The sequence below is a fragment of the Actinomyces sp. B33 genome, from assembly GCF_028437565.1.
Classification (GTDB): Bacteria; Actinomycetota; Actinomycetes; order Actinomycetales; family Actinomycetaceae; genus Pauljensenia.
Genome location: NZ_JAMRYR010000004.1, coordinates 156,255 through 176,078, shown reverse-complemented (window position 1 = coordinate 176,078; position 19,824 = coordinate 156,255). Strand labels below are relative to the sequence as shown.

The 19,824-nt window shown below is 73.4% G+C and carries 20 protein-coding genes; 7 read left to right on the top strand and 13 right to left on the bottom strand.

The genetic code is table 11. The features are described 5' to 3' along the window. Together M3T53_RS07360 and M3T53_RS07355 are read left to right on the top strand one after the other, a co-directional pair. The gene (locus M3T53_RS07360) at positions 1-894 is read left to right on the top strand and encodes a 1,4-dihydroxy-2-naphthoate polyprenyltransferase (protein ID WP_272433852.1); all 894 of its coding nucleotides are present in this window, start codon (positions 1-3) and stop codon (positions 892-894) included. A 22-nt stretch (positions 895-916) separates the two neighbouring features. After that, positions 917-1,369, top strand: a complete 453-nt coding sequence (locus tag M3T53_RS07355; RefSeq protein ID WP_272433851.1) for a phospholipase — start codon at positions 917-919, stop codon at positions 1,367-1,369. An 18-nt stretch (positions 1,370-1,387) separates the two neighbouring features. On the opposite strand, the gene M3T53_RS07350 is transcribed toward M3T53_RS07355, so the two are convergent. From M3T53_RS07350 to M3T53_RS07340, 3 genes are all read right to left on the bottom strand, one after another. Beyond that, positions 1,388-2,056, bottom strand: a complete 669-nt coding sequence (locus M3T53_RS07350) for a histidine phosphatase family protein (protein ID WP_272433850.1) — start codon at positions 2,054-2,056, stop codon at positions 1,388-1,390. A gap of 270 nt (positions 2,057-2,326) precedes the next feature. Next, positions 2,327-2,425 (bottom strand): 30S ribosomal protein bS22, encoded by a 99-nt coding sequence (locus tag M3T53_RS07345; RefSeq protein WP_003792170.1) that lies wholly within the window; start codon positions 2,423-2,425, stop codon positions 2,327-2,329. 88 nt (positions 2,426-2,513) lie between these two features. Then, complete coding sequence (locus tag M3T53_RS07340; RefSeq protein WP_272433849.1) at positions 2,514-2,732, bottom strand: helix-turn-helix domain-containing protein; 219 nt, start codon at positions 2,730-2,732, stop codon at positions 2,514-2,516. A 197-nt stretch (positions 2,733-2,929) separates the two neighbouring features. Between M3T53_RS07340 and M3T53_RS07335 the strand changes: the two genes are divergently transcribed. The 4 genes from M3T53_RS07335 to disA all read left to right on the top strand — a co-directional run bounded on the left by M3T53_RS07335 (position 2,930) and on the right by disA (position 7,864). Continuing rightward, positions 2,930-4,477: a TrkH family potassium uptake protein gene (locus M3T53_RS07335; RefSeq protein ID WP_272433848.1), complete on the top strand. Its 1,548-nt coding sequence runs from the start codon at positions 2,930-2,932 to the stop codon at positions 4,475-4,477. A gap of 124 nt (positions 4,478-4,601) precedes the next feature. Further along, positions 4,602-5,273 carry a potassium channel family protein gene (locus M3T53_RS07330; RefSeq protein WP_272433847.1) on the top strand — a complete coding sequence of 224 codons (672 nt, stop codon included), beginning with the start codon at positions 4,602-4,604 and terminating at the stop codon, positions 5,271-5,273. 82 nt (positions 5,274-5,355) lie between these two features. Then, entirely contained in the window at positions 5,356-6,729 is a 1,374-nt protein-coding gene (radA, locus tag M3T53_RS07325) for a DNA repair protein RadA (RefSeq protein ID WP_272433846.1), read from the top strand. A 64-nt stretch (positions 6,730-6,793) separates the two neighbouring features. After that, positions 6,794-7,864: a DNA integrity scanning diadenylate cyclase DisA gene (gene disA / locus M3T53_RS07320; protein ID WP_272434040.1), complete on the top strand. Its 1,071-nt coding sequence runs from the start codon at positions 6,794-6,796 to the stop codon at positions 7,862-7,864. A gap of 97 nt (positions 7,865-7,961) precedes the next feature. On the opposite strand, the gene M3T53_RS07315 is transcribed toward disA, so the two are convergent. The 10 genes from M3T53_RS07315 to dacB form a co-directional block, all read right to left on the bottom strand. Further along, positions 7,962-8,801, bottom strand: coding sequence for a hypothetical protein (locus M3T53_RS07315; RefSeq protein ID WP_272433845.1), 840 nt, complete (start codon positions 8,799-8,801; stop codon positions 7,962-7,964). Positions 8,802-8,965: 164 nt separating this feature from the next. Continuing rightward, positions 8,966-9,448, bottom strand: coding sequence for a DUF3180 domain-containing protein (locus tag M3T53_RS07310; protein ID WP_272433844.1), 483 nt, complete (start codon positions 9,446-9,448; stop codon positions 8,966-8,968). Beyond that, a complete protein-coding gene (gene folK / locus M3T53_RS07305; protein ID WP_272433843.1) occupies positions 9,448-11,727 on the bottom strand; it encodes a 2-amino-4-hydroxy-6-hydroxymethyldihydropteridine diphosphokinase in 2,280 nt (759 codons plus the stop codon). Before folK ends, M3T53_RS07310 begins: the two co-directional genes overlap by 1 nt. After that, positions 11,724-12,569, bottom strand: a complete 846-nt coding sequence (gene folP, locus M3T53_RS07300; protein ID WP_442866939.1) for a dihydropteroate synthase — start codon at positions 12,567-12,569, stop codon at positions 11,724-11,726. The genes folK and folP overlap by 4 nt, the downstream gene beginning before the upstream one ends. Beyond that, positions 12,569-13,138 carry a GTP cyclohydrolase I FolE gene (gene folE / locus M3T53_RS07295; protein WP_272433842.1) on the bottom strand — a complete coding sequence of 190 codons (570 nt, stop codon included), beginning with the start codon at positions 13,136-13,138 and terminating at the stop codon, positions 12,569-12,571. Before folE ends, folP begins: the two co-directional genes overlap by 1 nt. Further along, complete coding sequence (gene ftsH / locus M3T53_RS07290; RefSeq protein ID WP_272433841.1) at positions 13,138-15,153, bottom strand: ATP-dependent zinc metalloprotease FtsH; 2,016 nt, start codon at positions 15,151-15,153, stop codon at positions 13,138-13,140. The genes folE and ftsH overlap by 1 nt, the downstream gene beginning before the upstream one ends. A gap of 49 nt (positions 15,154-15,202) precedes the next feature. After that, on the bottom strand, positions 15,203-15,757 hold the full coding sequence (hpt, locus tag M3T53_RS07285) for a hypoxanthine phosphoribosyltransferase (RefSeq protein WP_272433840.1): 555 nt from the start codon (positions 15,755-15,757) through the stop codon (positions 15,203-15,205). A 104-nt stretch (positions 15,758-15,861) separates the two neighbouring features. Continuing rightward, complete coding sequence (gene tilS, locus M3T53_RS07280) at positions 15,862-16,995, bottom strand: tRNA lysidine(34) synthetase TilS (RefSeq protein ID WP_272433839.1); 1,134 nt, start codon at positions 16,993-16,995, stop codon at positions 15,862-15,864. After that, positions 16,985-17,818, bottom strand: a complete 834-nt coding sequence (locus M3T53_RS07275; RefSeq protein WP_272434038.1) for a hypothetical protein — start codon at positions 17,816-17,818, stop codon at positions 16,985-16,987. The genes tilS and M3T53_RS07275 overlap by 11 nt, the downstream gene beginning before the upstream one ends. Positions 17,819-17,823: 5 nt before the next feature. Then, positions 17,824-19,155: a D-alanyl-D-alanine carboxypeptidase/D-alanyl-D-alanine endopeptidase gene (gene dacB, locus M3T53_RS07270; protein ID WP_272433838.1), complete on the bottom strand. Its 1,332-nt coding sequence runs from the start codon at positions 19,153-19,155 to the stop codon at positions 17,824-17,826. Between the two features lie 119 nt (positions 19,156-19,274). On the opposite strand from dacB, the gene M3T53_RS07265 reads away from it, so the two are divergent. After that, on the top strand, positions 19,275-19,778 hold the full coding sequence (locus M3T53_RS07265; RefSeq protein WP_272433837.1) for an inorganic diphosphatase: 504 nt from the start codon (positions 19,275-19,277) through the stop codon (positions 19,776-19,778). Positions 19,779-19,824: the final 46 nt, after the last annotated feature.

Below are 19,824 nucleotides of genomic sequence, written 5' to 3'. Positions count from 1 at the left end.
GTGGCGACCGCGAAGGACTGGATCGGGGGCGCCCGCCTGCGGACCCTGCCGGCGGCCGTCGCCCCCGTCCTCGTGGGGTCCGCCGCCGCCCACCACCTCGAGGGCCTATCGGCGGGGCGGGCCGGGCTCGCCCTGATCGTGGCGCTCGCCCTGCAGGTCGGCGTCAACTACTCGAACGACTACTCCGACGGCGTCCGGGGGACGGACGCCCACCGGGCGGGTCCCGCGCGCCTGACGGGCGGGGGCCTAGCCGCCCCGCGGATGGTGCTCGCGGCGGCCCTCGGCTGCTTCGCCGTCGCGGGGGCCGCCGGCCTGGCGCTCGTCGCCTGGTCGGGCCAGTGGTGGCTGCTCCTCGCCGGGGCGGCCGCCGTCGTCGCCGCCTGGTTCTACACGGGAGGGCGCTCCCCCTACGGCTACATGGGCGTGGGCGTGTCGGAGCTCATGGTATTCGTGTTCTTCGGGCTCATGGCGTGCGTCGGCACGACGTGGACGCAGACGCCGCAGGCGCCGTGGTGGCTGTGGATGGCCGCGAGCGCCCTGGGCCTCGGGTCGGTGGCCCTCCTCATGGTCAACAACATCCGCGATATCCCGACCGATCGGGAGGCGGGCAAGAAGACCGTCGCCGTTCGGCTGGGCGAGCGGGGCTCGCGCGCCGCCTACGCCGCGTGCCTGGCCGCGTGCGTCGTCGCCCTCGGCGTCCTGCCCGTCGCCGTCGGCCTGCCCCTGTGGACGGGGGTCGCGGCCAGCGTCGTCGCGGCCGCCGGCGCCGCCGTCCCGTTGCGCCCGGTGCTGACGGGGGCGACGGGCCGGGCGCTGATCCCGGCGCTGCGCGACACCGGCTTCTACCTCTTCGCGTGGGGGGCGGCAGCGGCGACGCTCCTGAGCATCGCCTGATCCGACGACGTAGACTGCGGCAATGATCAGGATCCTCGCCGTCGTCGTCTGGGTGGCCGTCACCGTCTACGCGGTGGCCGACTGGTCGCGGACCCCGGAGGAGGACTCCCCGGGCCGCCTGCCCAAGCCCCTGTGGCTCCTCGTCATCATCTTGACGATCCCGATGTTCTCCGCCGGGGCGCTCGCCTGGATCAGCCTGCGGATCCTCGCCTCCGCCGAGGCCGACGGCGCCCGGGGCCCGATCTTCGGCTCGCGCGGGACCCGTCCGCGGCCCCCGGCCCGCCCGACCGCCCCCGACGACGACCCGGACTTCCTCTTCCGCCTCGAGCGCGACCTCCAGCGGCGTCGGCGCGAGGAGGCCGGCCGGGCGGCGAACGAGTCGAACGGGCCGACGGGCGCCGACGCGGACCCGGCGGGGCCCGATCGTCCGGCGGCCCCGGAGGGCGACGAGGACGGGGGCTCGCGGGAGGGGTGATCGGCCGTCCCGCGCCGTTCAGCGCTTGACGGCGGCGGCGGTGCGCCCCGGAGTCATGTCCTTGGCCCGGGCGACGAGGTCGGCGGCGGGCTCGGCGTAGTCGATGCCGACGAGGGTGGCCCCCGCGAATCGGAAGGACGTGATCGAGGCGAGGGCGCAGTGGTGGGCCCAGGGCATGTGGGCGAGGGATTGGCGTCGGGCGAACCGGGTCAGGGTGGTGATCGGGTTCTGGTGGGAGACGAGGAGGGCCTCGCGGCCGCGCGCCCGTCGCAGGGCGGCGGAGACGGCGGCGCTCATCCGCGAGGCGATGTCCGCGTAGGGCTCGCCCCATGAGGGCTTGAAGGGGTTGCCGTAGTTGCGCCACGCGCAGGGGCGCACGAGGATCGACCGGTCGGCGTTGATCGCCATCCCCTCGAAGACGTTGTCGGCCTCGATGAGGCGCGCGTCCGATCCGATGTCGAGGCCGTAGGCCCGGGCGGTGGGGGCGGCCGTCATCCGGGCGCGCAGGAGCGGGGAGGCGGTGACATCGGCGATGTCGGCGCCGATGCCGGTGAGGTATTCGGCGGCCCGGTGGGCCATCGCGACTCCGAGCTCCGTCAGGGCGAATCCGGGGAGGCGCCCGTAGAGGACGCCCGCGGGGTTGTCGACTTCGCCGTGGCGCATGACGTGGATCGTCGTCGTTTCCATGGGCTCAGTGTGCCACGGGAGGACCGGGGGCCGAGGGCGTCCGATGCGCCCGAGGGGCCGGTCCTCGCCCCTCGCCGGCCCCCGGGGCGCGGACGGGGCCGCGGCGTCGCGGTCGAGGGAGAGGGGCGACGACGAGGGGCCTCCCGGGGTTGGTGGGGGCGGCTCCCGCCTGTCGGGGCGGTCGCCTCCTCCGGGGGCGCTTACGGGGGCGGGCCGGAGGCGGCGCCCCTGCGACTCGGGGCCCGGCCGATCGGCCGGGCCCCGTGCGGGTCACTTCTTGTTGCGACGCTGGTGGCGCGTCTTGCGCAGCAGCTTGCGGTGCTTCTTCTTGGCCATGCGCTTGCGGCGCTTCTTGATGACGGAGCCCATGGGGTTCCTCCCTCGTAGTGGTGGTGTCGTGCGGCAGAGGTCCTACCGCGTGTCTGTCTCATGCCCGCGAGGGCCTGGCGGGCACATCCTACCCGCCGATGCCCGCGATCCGATCATCGGAGTGGTCGACCAGACCCGACTCGATGAGCTGGGCGACGGCGGCCTGGGGGACCCGGAAGCTCTTGCCCACCCTGATCGCCGGCATCTGCCCGGAGTGGATCAGCCGATACACGGTCATCTTCGAGACCCGCATGATGTCCGCCACTTCGGAAACCGTCATGAAGCGCGGTGCGGACTGCTGATCCATCGACGACTCCCAGGGATTGACTCACGAGGCGCCCGGAACCGATCGTCCGCGACTTACTCAGGCCTCGAACCCATAGTAGTGCCCCGGACCGCCCTCGAGGCAATTTTCCGCCACCCGGATCCGATGCGGACCCGACGGCGCCTACGATGAGGGGCGCGCCTCGCGACGAAGACCCGACCCGACAAGGAGTGAGCACCATGGACTCCTCCCCCGCGCCCCGCAGACGCGGGGCGCCTCGCCGCTCCACAGGGCGGCCGACGCCGCGCGACCCCGCCGACAAGACGCCCTTCGGCCACTCCGTCCCCGACGGCCTGCCCGGCGGCCCCTCCCCCGTCGTCCGCCCCGTCATCACCGCCGACGCCGACGCCCGCGTCATCCTCGACGACTCGCGCCTGGCCGCCGTCAAGGGGTGGATGATCCGTCAGGCCCGCTATTCGCCGGCCCGACTGGCCCTGGGCGTCTTCGCCCTGATCATCGCTGTGGTCACCGCGCTCCTGTGCCTGCCGATCGCCTCGGCCTCGGCGCGGCCCATCCCCTTCGTCGACGTCCTCTTCACCGCCGTGTCCGCCGTGTGCGTCACCGGGCTGACCACCGTCGACACCGCCACCTCCTGGACTCCCTTCGGGCAGGGCGTCATCGCCCTGGGCATCATGATCGGCGGCCTGGGGGTGATGACGCTCGCGTCAATCCTCGGCTTCGCGGTGTCCCGCCACCTGGGGCTGACCCAGCGGATGCTCGCCGCCCAGGAGACGGGCGCGGACTCGATGGGCCAGATCACCGGCCTCATCAAGGCCGTCATCGCCGCCTCCCTGACCGGCGAGGCGATCCTCTTCGCCGTCTTCCTCCCGCGCTTCCTCTCGCTCGGCGAGACTCCGGCGGAGGCGGTGCGGGAGGCCGCGTTCATGTCGATCTCGGTGTTCAACAACGCCGGTTTCCTCATCATGGACGGGGGCCTGGCCCCCCACGTCCACGACTGGTGGATGATCGTCCCGATCGTCGTGGGCACCTTCGTCGGCGCGATCGGCTTCCCCGTCGTCCAGGACCTGTCGGCCCGGTGGCGCACGCCGATCAAGTGGTCGCTTCACACGAAGCTCACCCTGTCGGTCTACCTCGTCCTCGTCTTCGTCGGCGCGATCATGCTCGCGGCGACGGAGTGGACGAACCCGGCGACCCTCGGGGGCCTCGACACCCCCTCGAAGATCCTCAATTCGCTGCTCGCCGGCGTGAACTCGCGCTCGTCGGGGCTGTCGGCGCTCGACGTCGGGGCGATGCACTCCCAGACGCACTTCGTCCAGGTGATCCTCATGATGATCGGCGGCGGCTCGGCGTCGACGGCCGGGGGCGTCAAGGTGACGACCTTCGCGGTCCTCGTCCTCGCGGTCGTCGCCGAGGCCCGCGGCGATCAGGACATCGAGTCCTTCGGCCGGCGCATCCCGCCGTCGGTCGTGCGCCTGTCGGTCGCGGTGTCCCTCCTGGGTCTGGCGATGGTCGCCGTGGCCGTCGTCCTCCTGCTGACGATCACCGATTACTCGCTCGACTCGATTCTCTTCGAGACGGTGTCGGCCTTCGCGACCGTCGGCCTGTCGGTGGGGATCACCGCGGATCTGCCGGTCGTCGGCAAGTACGTCCTCATCGGCCTCATGTTCGCCGGCCGCACGGGGACGATGACGGTGGCCGCCGCGCTGGCCCTGCGCGAGCGCTCGCGCGTGATCCGCATGCCCGAGGAGCGCCCGATCATCGGCTGACCGCGGCGAGCGGTCACCGGCTCCCGGGCCGCCGCCGGACTCCTGCGCGGCCTCCGCGCGCCGTCGGCCGGCGGTCGGCGCGGGCTCGTGCCCGTCATCGGCGCCGAGATGGGACAATGGGGTCATGGCTGGAGAAGACAAGGACCTCGCGTCGGGCACGCTCGTCATCGGGTTGGGGCGCTTCGGCGCGGCCGTCGGCGTCACCCTCGACAAGCTCGGCTACGAGATCCTCGCGGTGGAGAAGTCTCCGTCGCGGGTCCAGGCGTTCGCCGGCCGCTTCCCCCTCGTCGAGGCCGACGGGACTAGCACGGAGGCTCTCGAGCAGCTCGGCGCCCGGGAGTTCCGCTCGGCGGTCGTCGGCGTCGGGTCCTCGCTGGAGGCGTCGGTCCTCATCACGGCGAACCTCGTCGACCTGGGGATCTCGTCGATCTGGGCGAAGGCGACGTCGCGCGAGCACGGGCGGATTCTGCGCAGGATCGGCGCCCACCACGTGATCTACCCGGAGTTCGACGCCGGCCAGCGCACCGCCCACCTCGTCGGCGGGCGGATGATCGACTACATCGAGATGGAGAAGGACGGGTTCGCCATCATGAAGCTGCGCCCGCCCAAGGAGGTCCACGGCTTCACCCTCGACGACCTCGATCTGCGGGGCCGCTACGGGGTCAACGTCCTGGCCGTCCAGCGCCCGGGGTCGAGCTTCGAGTACTCGGACGCGTCGACGCGGATCCACGCCGACGACGTCATCATCGTCTCGGGGGACGCGCGCCTGCTCGAGCACTTCGCGAACCGCCCGTAGGGCCGCTCGACGGCCGGGGCCTCGCGGTTCCGGGGGAGCCCCGCCGTCCGCAGACGCCCACGGCCCCCGATACGGTGGGGGCATGGCGAAGAATCAGACGACGTACCGGTGCTCCGAATGCGGGTGGGCGTCCCCCAAGTGGATCGGCCAGTGCCGCGAGTGCCGGGCGTGGGGCACGCTCGACGAGGCCGGACCCGGGGCGGGCGGTCACGGGGCGCCCGCGGTCGTCGCTCCTCGCCGCCCGGCCCTGCCGATCGGCAGCGTCGACGGGGAGCGGGCGCGGTCGCGTCCCACGGGCGTCGGGGAGCTCGATCGGGTCCTCGGGGGTGGGATCGTCCCCGGGGCCGTCGTCCTCCTCGCGGGCGAGCCGGGCGTCGGCAAGTCGACGCTGCTCCTCGACGTCGCGGCCCGGGCGGCGCGGCAGTCGGCGCGGGGGGCCGGCCCCGTCCTGTACGTCACCGGCGAGGAGTCCTCGTCCCAGGTGAAGTCGCGGGCCGAGAGGATCGGCGCCGTCGACGACCGCCTGCTCCTGGCCGATGACAACGACCTGGGGACCGTCCTCGGGCACATCGAGGCGGTCCGCCCGTCGCTGGTGATCGTCGACTCCGTGCAGACCCTCCAGTCGTCGGGGGTCGACGGCGGGGCGGGGGGTGTCGCGCAGGTGCGGGCGGTGGCGGCCGGGCTGATCCGGGCCGCCAAGGAGCGCGATCTGCCGGTGCTCCTCGTCGGGCACGTGACGAAGGACGGGGGGATCGCCGGCCCCCGCGTCCTCGAGCACCTCGTCGACGTCGTCTGCCAGTTCGAGGGCGAGCGCCATTCGCGCCTGCGGCTGCTGCGCGCGGTGAAGAACCGTTACGGCCCCACGGACGAGGTCGGGTGCTTCGAGCTCATGGACTCGGGGATCCGGGGGCTGGAGGACCCGTCGGGAGTGTTCCTGTCGCAGGCGCCGCGGGACGTCCCGGGCACGTGCGTCACCGTCTCCTTGGAGGGCCGGCGCCCGATGCCGACCGAGGTGCAGGCGCTCGTGGCGCCCTCGGGCGGTGGATCGGCCCGGAGGACCACGTCGGGGGTCGATCATTCGCGGGTGGCGATGCTCCTGGCGGTCCTCCAGGCGCGCGTGGGCGCGGACTGCTCGGATCTGGACGTCTACGTCTCGACGGTCGGCGGGGCGAGGACGACGGAGCCGGCGGTGGACCTGGCGATGGCGGTCGCCATCGTGTCGGCGCTCAAGGGACGCCCCCCTCGGCCCTCGCTCGTCGCCATGGGGGAGATCGGGCTGACGGGCGAGATCCGCGCCTGCACGGGCGTCCAGCGTCGGCTGATGGAGGCGGCGCGCCTGGGGTTCTCCGCCGCTCTCGTCCCCGCCCAAGGGGCCGAGGAGCTGCGCGGCGTCGATGGGATCACCGTGTTCACCGTCTCGGACCTCGCGTCCGCGATCCGCGTCGCGCTGCCGTAAACTCGTTGTCGTCGCGACCCGTACCGATGAGGAGGAGGCGCCGGTGCTCTCGACTGAGGCGATGATGGACTCCGATGAGGCGACCCTGCGCGAGGCCCTTCAAATGGTCGCGCCCGGGACGGCCCTGCGCGAGGGCCTCGAGCGGATCCAGCGGTCCCACACGGGCGCGCTCATCGTCCTGGGGTCCGCCCCCGAGGTCGAGGACATCTGCTCGGGTGGGTTCGATCTCGACGTCCCGTTCACGGCGTCGCGCCTGCGGGAGCTGTGCAAGATGGACGGCGCGGTCGTCATCGACACCCAGGCGTGGCGCATCCGCAAGGCGAACGTCCAGCTCCTGCCCGATCCGTCGATCCCGACCGACGAGTCCGGCATGCGCCACCGGACCGCTCAGCGCACGGCCCGCCACACGCATCTGCCGGTCCTGTCCCTGTCGGCCTCGATGCGGATGATCTCCGTGTACGTCGGCGAGTACCACCGTCTCGTCGAGGAGCCCGAGGCCCTCCTGGCCCGCGCGAATCTCGCGGTCGACACGCTCGACCGGTACAGCCAGCGCCTCGACGAGGTCCTCCAGACCCTGACGGTCCTCGAGATCCGCGATTCTGCGACGGTTCGCGATGTCGCGACCGTCATTCAGCGCATGGAGATGATCCGGCGGATCACCTCCGAGATCAACGGCTATCTCGAGGAGCTCGGCTCCGAGGGGCGCCTCCTGGCCCTCCAGGTCGACGACCTCATCCGCGGCTCGGCCTCCGAGCGCGCCCTCGTCATGCGCGACTACGTGCGCGACCAGTCGGACGTCGGCGCGGTCGATCGCCGTCTGAGCGAGCTCGGCGGCGAGAAGATCGTCGATCTGGCGGCCATCGCGAACATCCTCGGGCTCGGCGTCTTCGAGGTCGCCGACCTCGATCGGGACATCCAGCCCCGGGGGATCCGGGCGCTGTCCCTCGTCCCGCACCTGCCGTGGAGCGTCATCAAGGACGTGTCCTCGCGGTGGGAGACCCTGGCGGACCTGCGGGCCGCCAGCCTGGAGGACCTCCAGAGCGTCGAGGGGATCGGCCCGTATCGGGCGGCGTTGATCCACGAGAATCTCGAGCATCAGGCGCAGATGGCGGCCAACGGCATCGTCGGATGGTGAGCCGCCCGTTCGACGCGCGGGAGGATCGCGGGCCGGCGCCCGCGGCGGACCGGAGGCGTCGCGGCTCTCGGCGCCGGGGTCGGGCGGCCCCGCCCGGTCAGCTCTGGGCGGATTCGACGGGAGCCGGTGCCGGGAGGAGCTCGAAGACGACGGACGCCTCGGGCCCCGCGCCCGACGTCTCCCGCTGCCCCTGCGCGCCCGGGCCCGCGGTTCCCGTGCTCTGAGCGGCGTCGGCCCCTCCCGAGGAAGCGCCGCTCGTCCGCTGGCCGAGGATGATCGAGGCCCGGTAGGTCCCCGGCTCGGCCGCCGCCCCCGATGAAGCGGCCCCGCACCCGCTGTCGTGGACGGTCCCGTCCCACGACACCGGTCCCGTCCACTCCGCCCCGGGGTCGAGGAGGAGCCGCGTGGGGTCGGCGGCCCCGTCCTCGCAGCGCGACGAGTCGAAGACGAGGAGATCCCCCGTCGTCACGGTCAGCCCCGCCCGATCGAGGGACAGCAGGCAGGCGCTCCTCCCCTGGTTGCGGATCGTCGTCGTGATCGGGACCGGCGAGCCCGCCTGCGTCGCGGACGCTTGCGCGTCGAGGGAGAGGACGGAGACCGGGCAGTCGGGGACCCTCACGGAACCGGTCGCGTCGACGATCCCATCAGCGGTGAGCTCTTCGCCCGCCGCCAGCCCGTAGAGGTCGGAGGCCGGATCGCGTTCGACGGGCGGAGCCGATTGTGCGGATTGGGCGTCCTCGGGGGTCCGGGAACCGGCCAGGGCCCCGATGGCCGCGACAGCGCCCCAGACCAGCACGGCGACGACCGCGAGCAGTCCCGAGCCGGTGATGATCCTGCGGGGCCAGGGGTTTCGGCGCTTCTTCCGGGGTTGTCGGCTCGGTCCGCGTCCGGGGGTGCGCGGGCCGGTCGACGTCGGTCGGGTCTGTCGGGGGCTCACGCTCCGACGCTACCGGGCGCCGGTCCCGGGCGGGAAGCGGACGCGCGGCTGGGACCGTGCAGAGCGCCGAAGCACTTCCCCACTCTTCCCCCGAAAACGAACATTTCCCACCAAAAACAGGCCGAGAATTTCGTTTTCCGGGGAAATCGCTAGATGCCTACCGTCTAGGCGGGGCTGGCGGCCGCGTCCGTCGATTCGGGGCCGTCATCGTCGCGGGGGTCGACGAGGCACCAGCGCTCGACGAGGACCCCGAGCGCCGACCAGACGACCGAGGCGATGGCCGTCAACGTCGACGCGACGATCGTCAAAAGGACCGCGTCGGCGCCGACCCGCATGAGGCCGGCCCCGGCGCTGCCCAGGAGCGCTCCGGCGACTCCGGCGCCGACGTAGGCGGACGCGCGGGCGATGACGGCGATCCGCATGGCGGTGGGGCCGTCGACCCATGTCGGCTTCTTCGCCCGGTACCTGCGCACGTGCGAGCCCGCCCACCACAGGAGGGCGGCGAGGACGAGGAGGAGCACTGCGAGGAGGGGGGTGACGGCCAGCGGGCTCCCGCCCAGGACGATGGTGACGCCCGTCAGGATCGCGGCGAGGACCCCGACGGCCAGGCAGATGCCGATAAGGGAGGCGATGGCGACCGGTCTCATCAGGAGCCGGATTCCTTGACGATCGGCATCTGCCCGGTCGTCGTCGGCCGGACGACGACCTTGCGCAGCAGCCCGGTCCGGGTCGTCTCGTCGTCGTGGACCGGGGCGGTCTCGATGCTCTGGCGCAGGGCGGGGTCGAGGACCGACTGGCGGCGGGGGGCGGGGTCATCATCCGGGCCGTCGTCGACGATCCGGAGGGGCTCCCGGGAGAAATTCCACTGGGGCAGACGGGAGGGGCGCCCAGGCGCCTGAACCGGGTCCTCGGGGTCGTCGCTCCCGGTGGCGATGAAGGCCTCGGGATAGGTCGCGGTCCGCGGTGCCGGAGCGCCGGTCTCGCCCTCGTCCGCCGGGGCCCCGAATACGGGCCTCCACCGGGGACGGCGCGGGGCGGACCCCTCAGGCGCGTCGCCGGCCCCGTTCTGGGCCTCCCGCGCTCGCGACCGGTCCTGTTCGGCGTGCTCGACATCCGAGGAGGGACGGAGGGGGTACTCGACGGAGGCTGGGGCCTCGACGGGGGGCTCATCATCGGCTGCGGGGCGCGCAGGAGGAACGACGACCGCGTTCGTCGCCGCATCGAAGCGAACGCTCGCTGATGCGCCGGCGGGTCGGGACGAGGCCGGTTCCACCAGGGGCGAGGGACCGGCACCGGCGCCCCGATCCTCCACGGGGGTCGAGGCACGATCCTCCCACAGTCGCCGCCACACAAGATCGTCCCCCACGCCGGCCGGGGCCAAGGCGCTGCGCGACGCGGTCGAGCCGGCATCGATTCGGCCGCCGCGCGGATCGATGCCGTCGGCTGCCTCATCCGATCGTCCGCGATCCTCCCCGGCCCTCGCGGGTCCCGGCCCGGTACCCTGATCCTCCACGGGGGTCGAGGCCCAGCGCTCCCACAGTCGCCGCCACACGAGATCGTTCCCCGCGCTGGCCGGCGTCAGGGCGCTACGCGATGCGTCGGGCACGAGGTCGAGGCGGCTCGTCGAGCGCCGCCCCATCCGCGGCCCCGCCGCCGGGGAGTCGATCGGACCGGCCCCGTCGACGGCTGGGGGCCCGACCGGTGCGGAACACCGACCGGCCAGGAGGGCATCGGATTCGGCGACGATCGTGTCCGGCGCGTCGAGCCAGTCGTCGACGGCGTCGACGATCCCCTCGCGGTCGCTCGTCAGCTCGAGGAGGTCGACGACTCGGCCCCTGCCCTCGAGGACCGCATCCGGGTCGGCCATCGCCCACGGGGCGAGGACGAAGGCCCGGGATCGCGCCCGCGGATGCGGCAGGGTGAGCTCCGGGGAGTCGCAGACGACGCCCGAGACCTGGACGAGGTCGATGTCGAGGGTTCTCGCGCCCCACCGCTCGAGGCGGACGCGGCCGTGATCGGCCTCGATCCGGTGGGCGACGGCGAGGAGCTCACGGGGCTCCAGGCGGGTGCGGATGAGGACCACGGCGTTCCAATAGTCGTCCTGGGCGGCCTGGCCCGGCCGGAGCACCGGGCGGGTCCGCAGGATCGGGGAGACCTCGTCGACGTCGATCCCGGGAGTGTCGATGAGGGCGGAAACGGCGCTCTTCAAGGTCGTCGGGGCGTCCCCCAGGTTGGCGCCCAGGGCGAGGACCGCGGCGCGCTCGACCGCCGGCTGCTCCGCTGCTCGCGCTCCGGCACCGGCCGACGGCTCCGAAAGGACCGGCGCCGGCCGCTCCGATTCGGAGGCGGCCCCGATCCGGGGGAACGCGCGCGACGGGCCCGGGGCGGCCGACGGCTCCGAGGGGGTCTGCGGCGACGAGCCGCGCCCCGGGCGCGACCGATCCCCCCGATCGTCGGCGCCGGCGGAATCAGCGGAATCAGACGCAGAAGAGCACGCGCGCCCGGCGGCGGCGACGGGGGCGCGCACGGGCTCGTCGTCCGACTCGTCCCATTGACCGCGCCGCACCGTGACGGCCACGTCGGAGAACGCCCGGCCCATCGGGGCCTCGGGCTTGTGGACGGTGACCTCCACGCCCAGGGCCCCCCCGTGGGCGAGCATCCGGTCGGCGATCCGGTAGGCGAGGGTCTCGATGAGGCGGACGGACGGACCCGAGATGATCTCAACGACCTCATCGGCGAGCTCCGCGTAGGACACGGTGTCGCCGAGGTCGTCGCTGACGGCGGCGCGCGAGGCGTCGAGGAGCACGACGACGTCGACGGTGAAGGGCTGAGTGCCGCGGTGCTCCTGCGGCAGGACGCCGTGAACCCCGTGCGCGCGCAGCCCGCTCAGGGTGATCCGATCGAATCGGCCCGTCACTCCCGTCATTCCCCCTCCGCCCGGCCCCCGCGGACCGCTCGCGCGTTGCGGGCCGCGTCGTGCACCCTCACGCCCCACATCCCCGCGGCCGCGCATGCGCGCGTGATCCGCTCGGTCGTCGCATCCGTATCCGGGCCCTCCTCGGCGACGAACCGCTTGCGGGAGGCCCCGATGAGCACAGGGTACCCGAGGCTCGTCAGCCGCCCCATCGACGCGACGATCTCCCGGCACTGATCGGACGTCAGGGAGAACCCCAACCCCGGGTCGATGATGATCCTGTCGCGGGCGACGCCGGCGGTCAAGGCCCGGTCGATCTGACCGGCCAGGCGCTCGAGGATCGCCCCGACGAGATCCGCGCCGTAGTCGAAGGACTCCCCAGGACCCCCCGGAAGGGCCCGGTAGTGCTGGATGACGTAGGCGCAGCCGGAGCCCGCGACCGCGTCGTTCATCGCCGGATCCCACATGCCCCCGGACACGTCGTTGATGATGGCCGCGCCCGCCCGCGCGGCGCGCGCGGCGGTGTCGGCGTGGAGAGTGTCGACGGAGACGACGACGCCGGAGTCGGCCAGCGCGCCGACGACGCCCCCGATGCGGGCCCACTCCTCGTCGGAGTCGATCCGCGTGGACCCCGGGCGGGTCGACTCCCCGCCGACGTCGACGAGGTCGGCGCCGACGGCGGTCATCCCCCGGGCGTGATGCAGGGCCGCCGAGGCGTCGGCCCATCGCCCGCCGTCGGAGAAGGAATCGGGGGTGACGTTGAGGATCCCCATGACGCACGTGCGCCCCGGGGGGCGGGTGACGTCGTCGGGGAGGGCGATGCCCCGGGGCAGGGTCGGCTGGGGGATCGTCATCAGCGGCGCCCTCCCAGGACGAGCGCCATCATCTCGGATCGGGTCGTCGCGTCGTTCATGATGCCGCGCAGCGCCGAGGTCACGGTCGACGACCCGGGTTTGGAGATGCCGCGCATCGACATGCACATGTGCTCGGCCTCGAGGACGACGATGACGCCTTGGGGGCGCAGGACCTCGGCGACGGCGTCGGCGATCTGGGCGGTCAGGCGCTCCTGGACCTGGGGGCGGCGCGCATAGCCCTCGACGACGCGCGCGAGCTTCGACAGGCCGGTGACGACGCCCCCGCGGGGGATGTAGCCGACGTGGGCGCGCCCGTGGAACGGCAGGAGGTGGTGCTCGCACACCGAGTGGAACCCGATGTCGCGGACGAGGACGAGCTCGTCGGTGCCCTCGTGGAACTGGGTGCGCAGGTGGTCGCGGGGGTCCTCGTCCAGCCCGGCGAGGAGCTCGCGCCAGGCGCGCGCCATCCTGTCCGGGGTGCCGGCCAGGCCCTCCCGGTCGGGGTCCTCGCCGATGGCGACGAGCAGGTCTCGGCTGGCCTTGGCGACCCCTGCGGCGTCGTAGGCCATCAGGCGGCCCCGCCGTCGGTCGGGTCCGCCTCGATCGCGGGCGGCGGGGCCGTCGGGGGCTCCTCGGCGCGGGCCGCGGCGACGGGATGGCCGAGGAGCGCGCCGGGGACGGCGGCGTCGGCGTTGAGGTTCCACACGGGGCGCTCGTCCTGCTTGCGCACATCGGCGAAGATCTCGGCGAGCTGGGCCTCGTCGAGGGTCTCCTCCTCGAGGAGGCGCTCGGCGAGGCGGTCGAGGACGTCCCGGTTGCGCGTGAGGATCTCCCACGCCTCGCGCATCGCGTGATCGAGCAGGCGCCGCACCTCGTCGTCGATGATCGCGGCGGTCTCATCGGAGAAGCCGCGGGCCTCGGCCCCCGATCCGTGGCCGAAGGCCTCGGTGTCGGTCGTGCCGAGCTTGACCATGCCGACGCGCTCAGACATGCCGTAGTCGGCGACCATCGCGCGGGCCGTCTTGGTGGCCTGCTGGATGTCGTTGGCCGGTCCGGTCGACGGGTCGCGGAAGACGAGCTCCTCGGCGACGCGCCCGCCCATCGCGTACACGAGGTCGTCGAGGAGCTGGTTGCGGGTCTTCGAGTAGCGGTCCTCGGTCGGCATGACCATCGTGTAGCCGAGGGCCCGTCCGCGCGGCAGGATCGTCACCTTCGTCACCGGGTCCGTGTAGCGCAGCGCCGCCGCGGCCAGGGCGTGCCCGCCCTCGTGGTAGGCGGTGACGGCCTTGTCGTGGTCGTTCATCACCCGGGTGCGCTTCTGCGGGCCGGCGATGACCCGGTCGATGGCCTCGTCGATGGCGCGGTTGTCGATGAGATCGGCGTTCGAGCGGGCGGTGAGCAGGGCCGCCTCGTTGAGGACGTTCGCCAGGTCCGCGCCGGTGAAGCCGGGGGTCCGCTTGGCGATCTGGACGAGGTCGACATCGTCGGTCATCGGCTTGCCGGAGGCGTGGACCTTGAGGATCGCCTCTCGGCCCTTGAGATCCGGCGCCTCGACGGCGATCTGCCGATCGAAGCGTCCGGGCCGCAGAAGCGCGGGGTCGAGGATGTCGGGCCGGTTCGTCGCGGCGATGAGGATGACGTTGGCGCGCTCGTCGAAGCCGTCCATCTCGACGAGGAGCTGGTTGAGGGTCTGCTCGCGCTCGTCGTTGCCCCCGCCGATGCCGCTGCCGCGGTGGCGCCCGACGGCGTCGATCTCGTCGACGAAGATGATCGCCGGAGCATTCTTCTTCGCGCGCTCGAACAGGTCGCGGACGCGCGAGGCGCCGACGCCGACGTACAGCTCCATGAACTCCGAGCCGGAGATCGAGAAGAACGGCGCGTGGGCCTCGCCGGCGACGGCCTTGGCGAGGAGCGTCTTGCCGGTTCCCGGGGGGCCGTAGAGGAGGACGCCGCGCGGGATGCGAGCCCCGACCCGGTGGAATTTCTCCGGCGACGAGAGGAACTCGCGGATCTCCTCGAGCTCCTCGACGGCCTCGTCCTCGCCGGCGACGTCGGCGAAGGTGACGTCCGGGCGCTCCTGGTTGAACTCCTTGGCCTTGGACTGGCCGAAGGCGCCCATCATCCGCGACCCGGAGAGGCGCCCCATGATGAACCAGAAGGCGACGAGGAGCAGGAGGAGGGGCAGGAGCATCTGGGCGAGGGTCGACAGCATCGACGCCTGGGGGCGGTAGGCGTTCCACCCGCGCCCCGGCTGGGCCTTCTCGACGGCGCTGAGGATGTCCTCGGTCTGCGTGTACGAGTAGGTGAAGTAGATGTTGGTGCCCAGCTCGGCCGTTCGGTCGCCCAGGCCGGTGGACTGGTGGGTGTAGGGCTCGGCGAGGACGAGGTTGACCTGCTGGGTGCCCTCGTTGAGGATCACCCGTTCGACCGAGGGGGAGGAGGCCAGAATCCCCAGGCCCTCGGAGGTGTCGACGGCGCGCGGCTGGAAGGTCTGCCAGACGAACCATCCCCCGGCCATGAGGACGACGAGCGGGACCATGATCCACGCCCAGTTGATCCGTCTCTTCTTGACGTTTTCAGCCACGACACTCCTTCTTCTTCGGCTCGTTCGACTCGGCGCTGTGCGCCGGCGTTCAGTTCTCGTAGACGTGGGGGGCCAGCGTGCCGATGAAGGGCAGGTGGCGGTACTGCTCGTCGTAGTCGAGTCCGTAGCCGACGACGAACTCGTCGGGGATCTCGAAACCGACGTATTTGACGTCGACGGCGACCTTGACGGCTTTGGGCTTGCGCAAGGCGGTGGCGATCTCGACGGAGGCGGCGCCGCGCGACAGGAGGTTGGCGCGCAGCCACGAGAGGGTCAGCCCCGAGTCGATGATGTCCTCGACGATGAGGACGTGGCGATCGGTGACGTCCTGGTCGAGGTCTTTGAGGATGCGCACGACCCCGGAGGACTTCGTGCCCGACCCGTAGGAGGAGACGGCCATCCAGTCCATCTGCAGGGGGGTGTGGAGCTTGCGCGACAGGTCGGCCATGACCATGACGGCGCCGCGCAGGACTCCGACGAGGAGGACCTCCCTGCCCGCGTAGTCGCCGTCGATCTGGGCGGCGAGTTCGTCGAGGCGCTGATCCATCTGCTCGGCGGTGACGAGTACGTCTTGGAGGCTGTCGCCCATGTCGGTGGCGTCCACGCGGCCCTCTTCTCTCATCGACGGACCCCGCCGGGTGGGGCGGGGCGTGAGCATCACTAGCGTGCCACACGCGCGGGCCCGGCCGCGACGCGGGGCGGATCTTCTCACGCAGGGCGAACAGGGGGCGGGGCGGGGGCTCGTCGGGCGACGAGGCGGGCCCCGGATCCATGGCCCTCGCGGGCGAGTCGGGCGCCGGGGGCGTCGACGGGCCCCTGCCCGTGCCAGTCGGAGACGAGGTCGCGGGCCCGGTCGATGTGCGCGGCGGACAGGTCCGAGGGCCGGGCTCCGGCGACCAGGAGCATACGGCGCAGGACCCGGGAGAGGACGGCGGGGGGGAGCCCCGCGAGGTCGGCGACGGGGACGACGGGGGCGCCGGCCGGGTCGGCATCGACCGCCGTCCGCCAGGCGGCGCCGGCGAGGGCGTCGAGGGCGTCGTCGTCGCGGGCGGCGAGGGCGGCCGTGCGGGCGAGGGCGGGGACGGGGTCGACGCCGAGGGCGTCGGCGAGGGCGGGCAGGGCCCGGGCGCGCACGGCGGCGCGCCGCAGCGCGGTGCCGTCGGCGGCCCTCCACGGCCCGTCGGGGAGGTTCGTCGGGTCGTCGACCCAGGCCAGGCCCGCTTGGCGGCAGGCCTCCCGGGTGTCGGCGCGGCGGACGCCGAGGAGGGGGCGGATCCATCGCAGGCCCTCCTCGTCGACGGCGTCGGGGGACATGGCGCGCAGGGAGCCGGTCCCCGAGCCGCGGGCCAGGCGCAGGAGGACGGTCTCCGCCTGGTCGTCCATCGTGTGCCCGAGGAGGACGGCGGTCCCGTCGGACAGGTCCGCGGCGCGGGCGGCGAGGGCGTGTCGGCGGGCGAAGCGGGCGGCGGCCTCGGGCCCTCCGGCGGAGTCGACGCGCACAGGGGCGGTACGGGCGCTGTCGGCGCCGAGGCGGACGAGCAGGTCGGCGACTCGGCGGGCCTCCTCGGCGGAGTCGGGGCGCAGCCCGTGGTCGACGGTCAGGCAGTGGACGGGCACTCCGTTCCTGCTCCCGACGTCGATGGCGGCCAGGGCGAGGGAAAGGGAGTCGGCGCCCCCGGAGACCCCGACGAGGACGCAGGCGGGCGGGCGCCGGGAGGAGACGAGGGCCCGGCGCACGGCCAAGGAGATCCGTGCGAGGGGGCCGCTCGGGCGGGCCCCGACGAGGCGGGACGCCTCGGTCGCCGTCCGGGGGCGGGCGCCGGGGGCGCCGTCAGGAGACACGCGCCCTCCAGGCCGTCGGATCGGCGTATTCGGCGGCCGTCGGCCATGTCCCGGGGGAGTCGAGGAGCCGGGGGAGCAGGTCGTGGGCGAGGGCCTCGGAGGCGAACCGGGAGGCATCGAGGCGCAGGGCGTCGGCGGCGGAGGGGTCGAGGCGGGGGGCGAGGGCCCTGAGGGCGGCCCTGGGGTCCGCTCCGGCCCGGTGGGTCCGCAGCCATCGGACGGAGGGCAGGTCGGCGGGGGTCAGGACGCTCATCTCGGCGTCGGCGAGCGCATCGAGGAGGAGGACGAGCCGGAGGAGATCGTCGAGCCCCTCGGGCAGCCGGGCGGCGCCGCGGGCGAGTCGGCGAACGAGGTGGGGGGCGTGCTCGAGGTGGACGCCGAGGAGGCCGGCGCGCAGGGCGGTCCACGCGCACCAGTCGGACAGGTCGAGGGCGTCGTCGTGGGCGGCGGACAGGACGTTGGGGGCGACGAGGATGCGCCCGGGGGCGGCCGGGTCCCACAGGGCGGTGGCCTCGGCGGCGACGGCCCGCAGGACGAGGCCGGCGGAGGCCGCGTAGGAGGGGCCGCGCCGGTCCGCCCGGGCGTCGAGACCCCGGGCGACGACGGCCATGGCGCCGTGGCGGTCGACGACGAGGGTCCGGCTCGCGCGGACGCGGGCGGCCGCCTCGTCGAGGCCGGTGAGGGGGCCGAGGCGCTCGTCGGCCCAGCGGACGCCGCGCCGCAGGCGGGCGACGACGCCGTGGGCGGCGGTGCGCGAGGCCCGCGGGCCGGCGGGGGTGATGAGGGCGAGGAGTCGGGCGGCGTCGCGGGCCTCCCGGGGCATGTCGATCACAGCGAGGCGAGTCCTTCCACGAAGTCGTCGAGGTGCGGACGGGTGAGGGCGGCCGCGTCGTCGGGAACGGCGTCGTTGCCGACGGCGAAGATCAGGAGCCGGCCCGTCGAGGTGGAGACGACTCCGGCGAGGGAGGAGACGGAGGCGAGGGATCCGGTCTTGGCCTGGGCGTTGCCCGCTGCCGGGCCCTCGACCATGCGCCGGCCCATCGTCCCCTGGAGGCCGGCCCACGGGAGGGCGCGGACGAGTTCGTCGGCGTCGGTGCCCATGTCGCTCATCGAGGCGCGGATCGTCTGGACGAGGGTCCGAGCGGTCAGCCGGTCGTCGGAGGACAGGCCCGAGCAGTCGTCGAGGGCCAGTCCGGCGGTGTCGATCCCCGCGGCGTCGAGGGTGCTCCGCAGGGCGCCGGTGGCGCCGGCGTAGGAGGCGGGTGCTCCCACGGCTCGGGCCGCGAGGCGGCAGTACTGGTCGGCGACGGTGTTGTCGGAGTGGTGGAGCATCCACCGGATCTGCTGGCCGATGGTCGCCGATTCGACGGAGGCGATCTGCTCGGCGCCCTCCGGGGCCTCCGCGGGCCCGCCCAGGGTCGCGGCGATCCCGCGCTCGGCGAGCGCGTCGGCGAGGACCGCGGCGGCGTCGCCGGCGGGGTCCTGGGAGAAGTCGTAGGCCCCGGGGCTGGTCCGGCCGGCGTCGATGGCGAGGGCCGCGACGGGCCCTTCGTAGCCGAGGACGTCCTGGGCCTGCCAGGCGGGCAGGCGGGAGTCGCCGTCGAAGGGGTCGGGCTGCCAGTCGAGGGTGATGGATTCCACGCCCCGGGCCCGGAGCTCCCGGGCGGCGAGGTCAGCGAGGTCGGCGAGTCCGGCGCGCCCCGAGACGGCGTCGGGGTCGCCGGCGCCGGCGGCCAGGAGCAGGTCCCCCTCGCCCCACAGGTGGGCGGTGGTCTGCGACAGGCTGAGGCCGGTGGTGAGCGTGGCGGTGGCGTCGAGGTGGGTCAGCGCGGTGTATGCGGTGAGGATCTTCGTCACGGACGCGGGGGTGCGGGGGGTCGCGGCTCCATCGTCGAGGAGGACCTCGCCGGTGGAGGCGTCGACGACCGACGCCCACGCGGTCCACTGCCCCTGCGCCGCCGCTGCGGCCGCCTCGTCCCACAGGGCGCGGACGTCGGCGGCGGAGACGGGGTCGCCGTCGGCCCGGGTCGGCTCGGCGAGGGCGGGGCTGGGCAGGGCCGGGAATTCGGGGGCGGCGCGGTCGGCTCGGGCGGGGCCGCTGTGACCCGCGCAGCCGGCGAGCCCGAGAGACAGCGCCGCTGCGCTTACAATCGCAGCCATAGTCCGTCGCCGCATGGGGGTCCCTTCGTGAAGTGGAGGTCTGCTTCCACCCTAGCGGCGACTCACCGAGCCACCGACCCGACACCCGCGCAGCGCGCGGCCGACCCAAGGAGCACGCCGTGGATTTCGACGTCACCATTGAGATTCCGAAGGGGAACCGCAACAAGTACGAGATCGACCATGAGACGGGCCGGATCCGCCTGGATCGGATGCTGTTCACGTCGACGCGGTACCCGGACGACTACGGGTTCATCGACGACACTCTGGGCGAGGACGGGGATCCGCTCGACGCCCTTGTCCTCCTCGACGAGCCGACGTTCCCCGGGTGCGTGATCCGCTGCCGGGCGCTGGGGATGTTCCGGATGCGCGACGAGAAGGGCGGCGACGACAAGGTCTTGTGCGTGCCGTCGGCGGATCAGCGGGCCTCGTGGCGCACGGAGATCGACGACGTGTCGGAGTTCCACCGCTTGGAGATCCAGCACTTCTTCGAGGTGTACAAGGACCTGGAGCCGGGCAAGTCGGTCGAGGGCGCGCACTGGGTGGGCCGCGAGGAGGCCGAGGCGGAGATCACCCGCTCCTATCAGCGCCTGCGGGATCACCGGGCGTCCCACGGCCACCACTGAGCGTCTAGGGCGACGGCCCCGATGGAGTCTCCATCGGGGCCGTCCG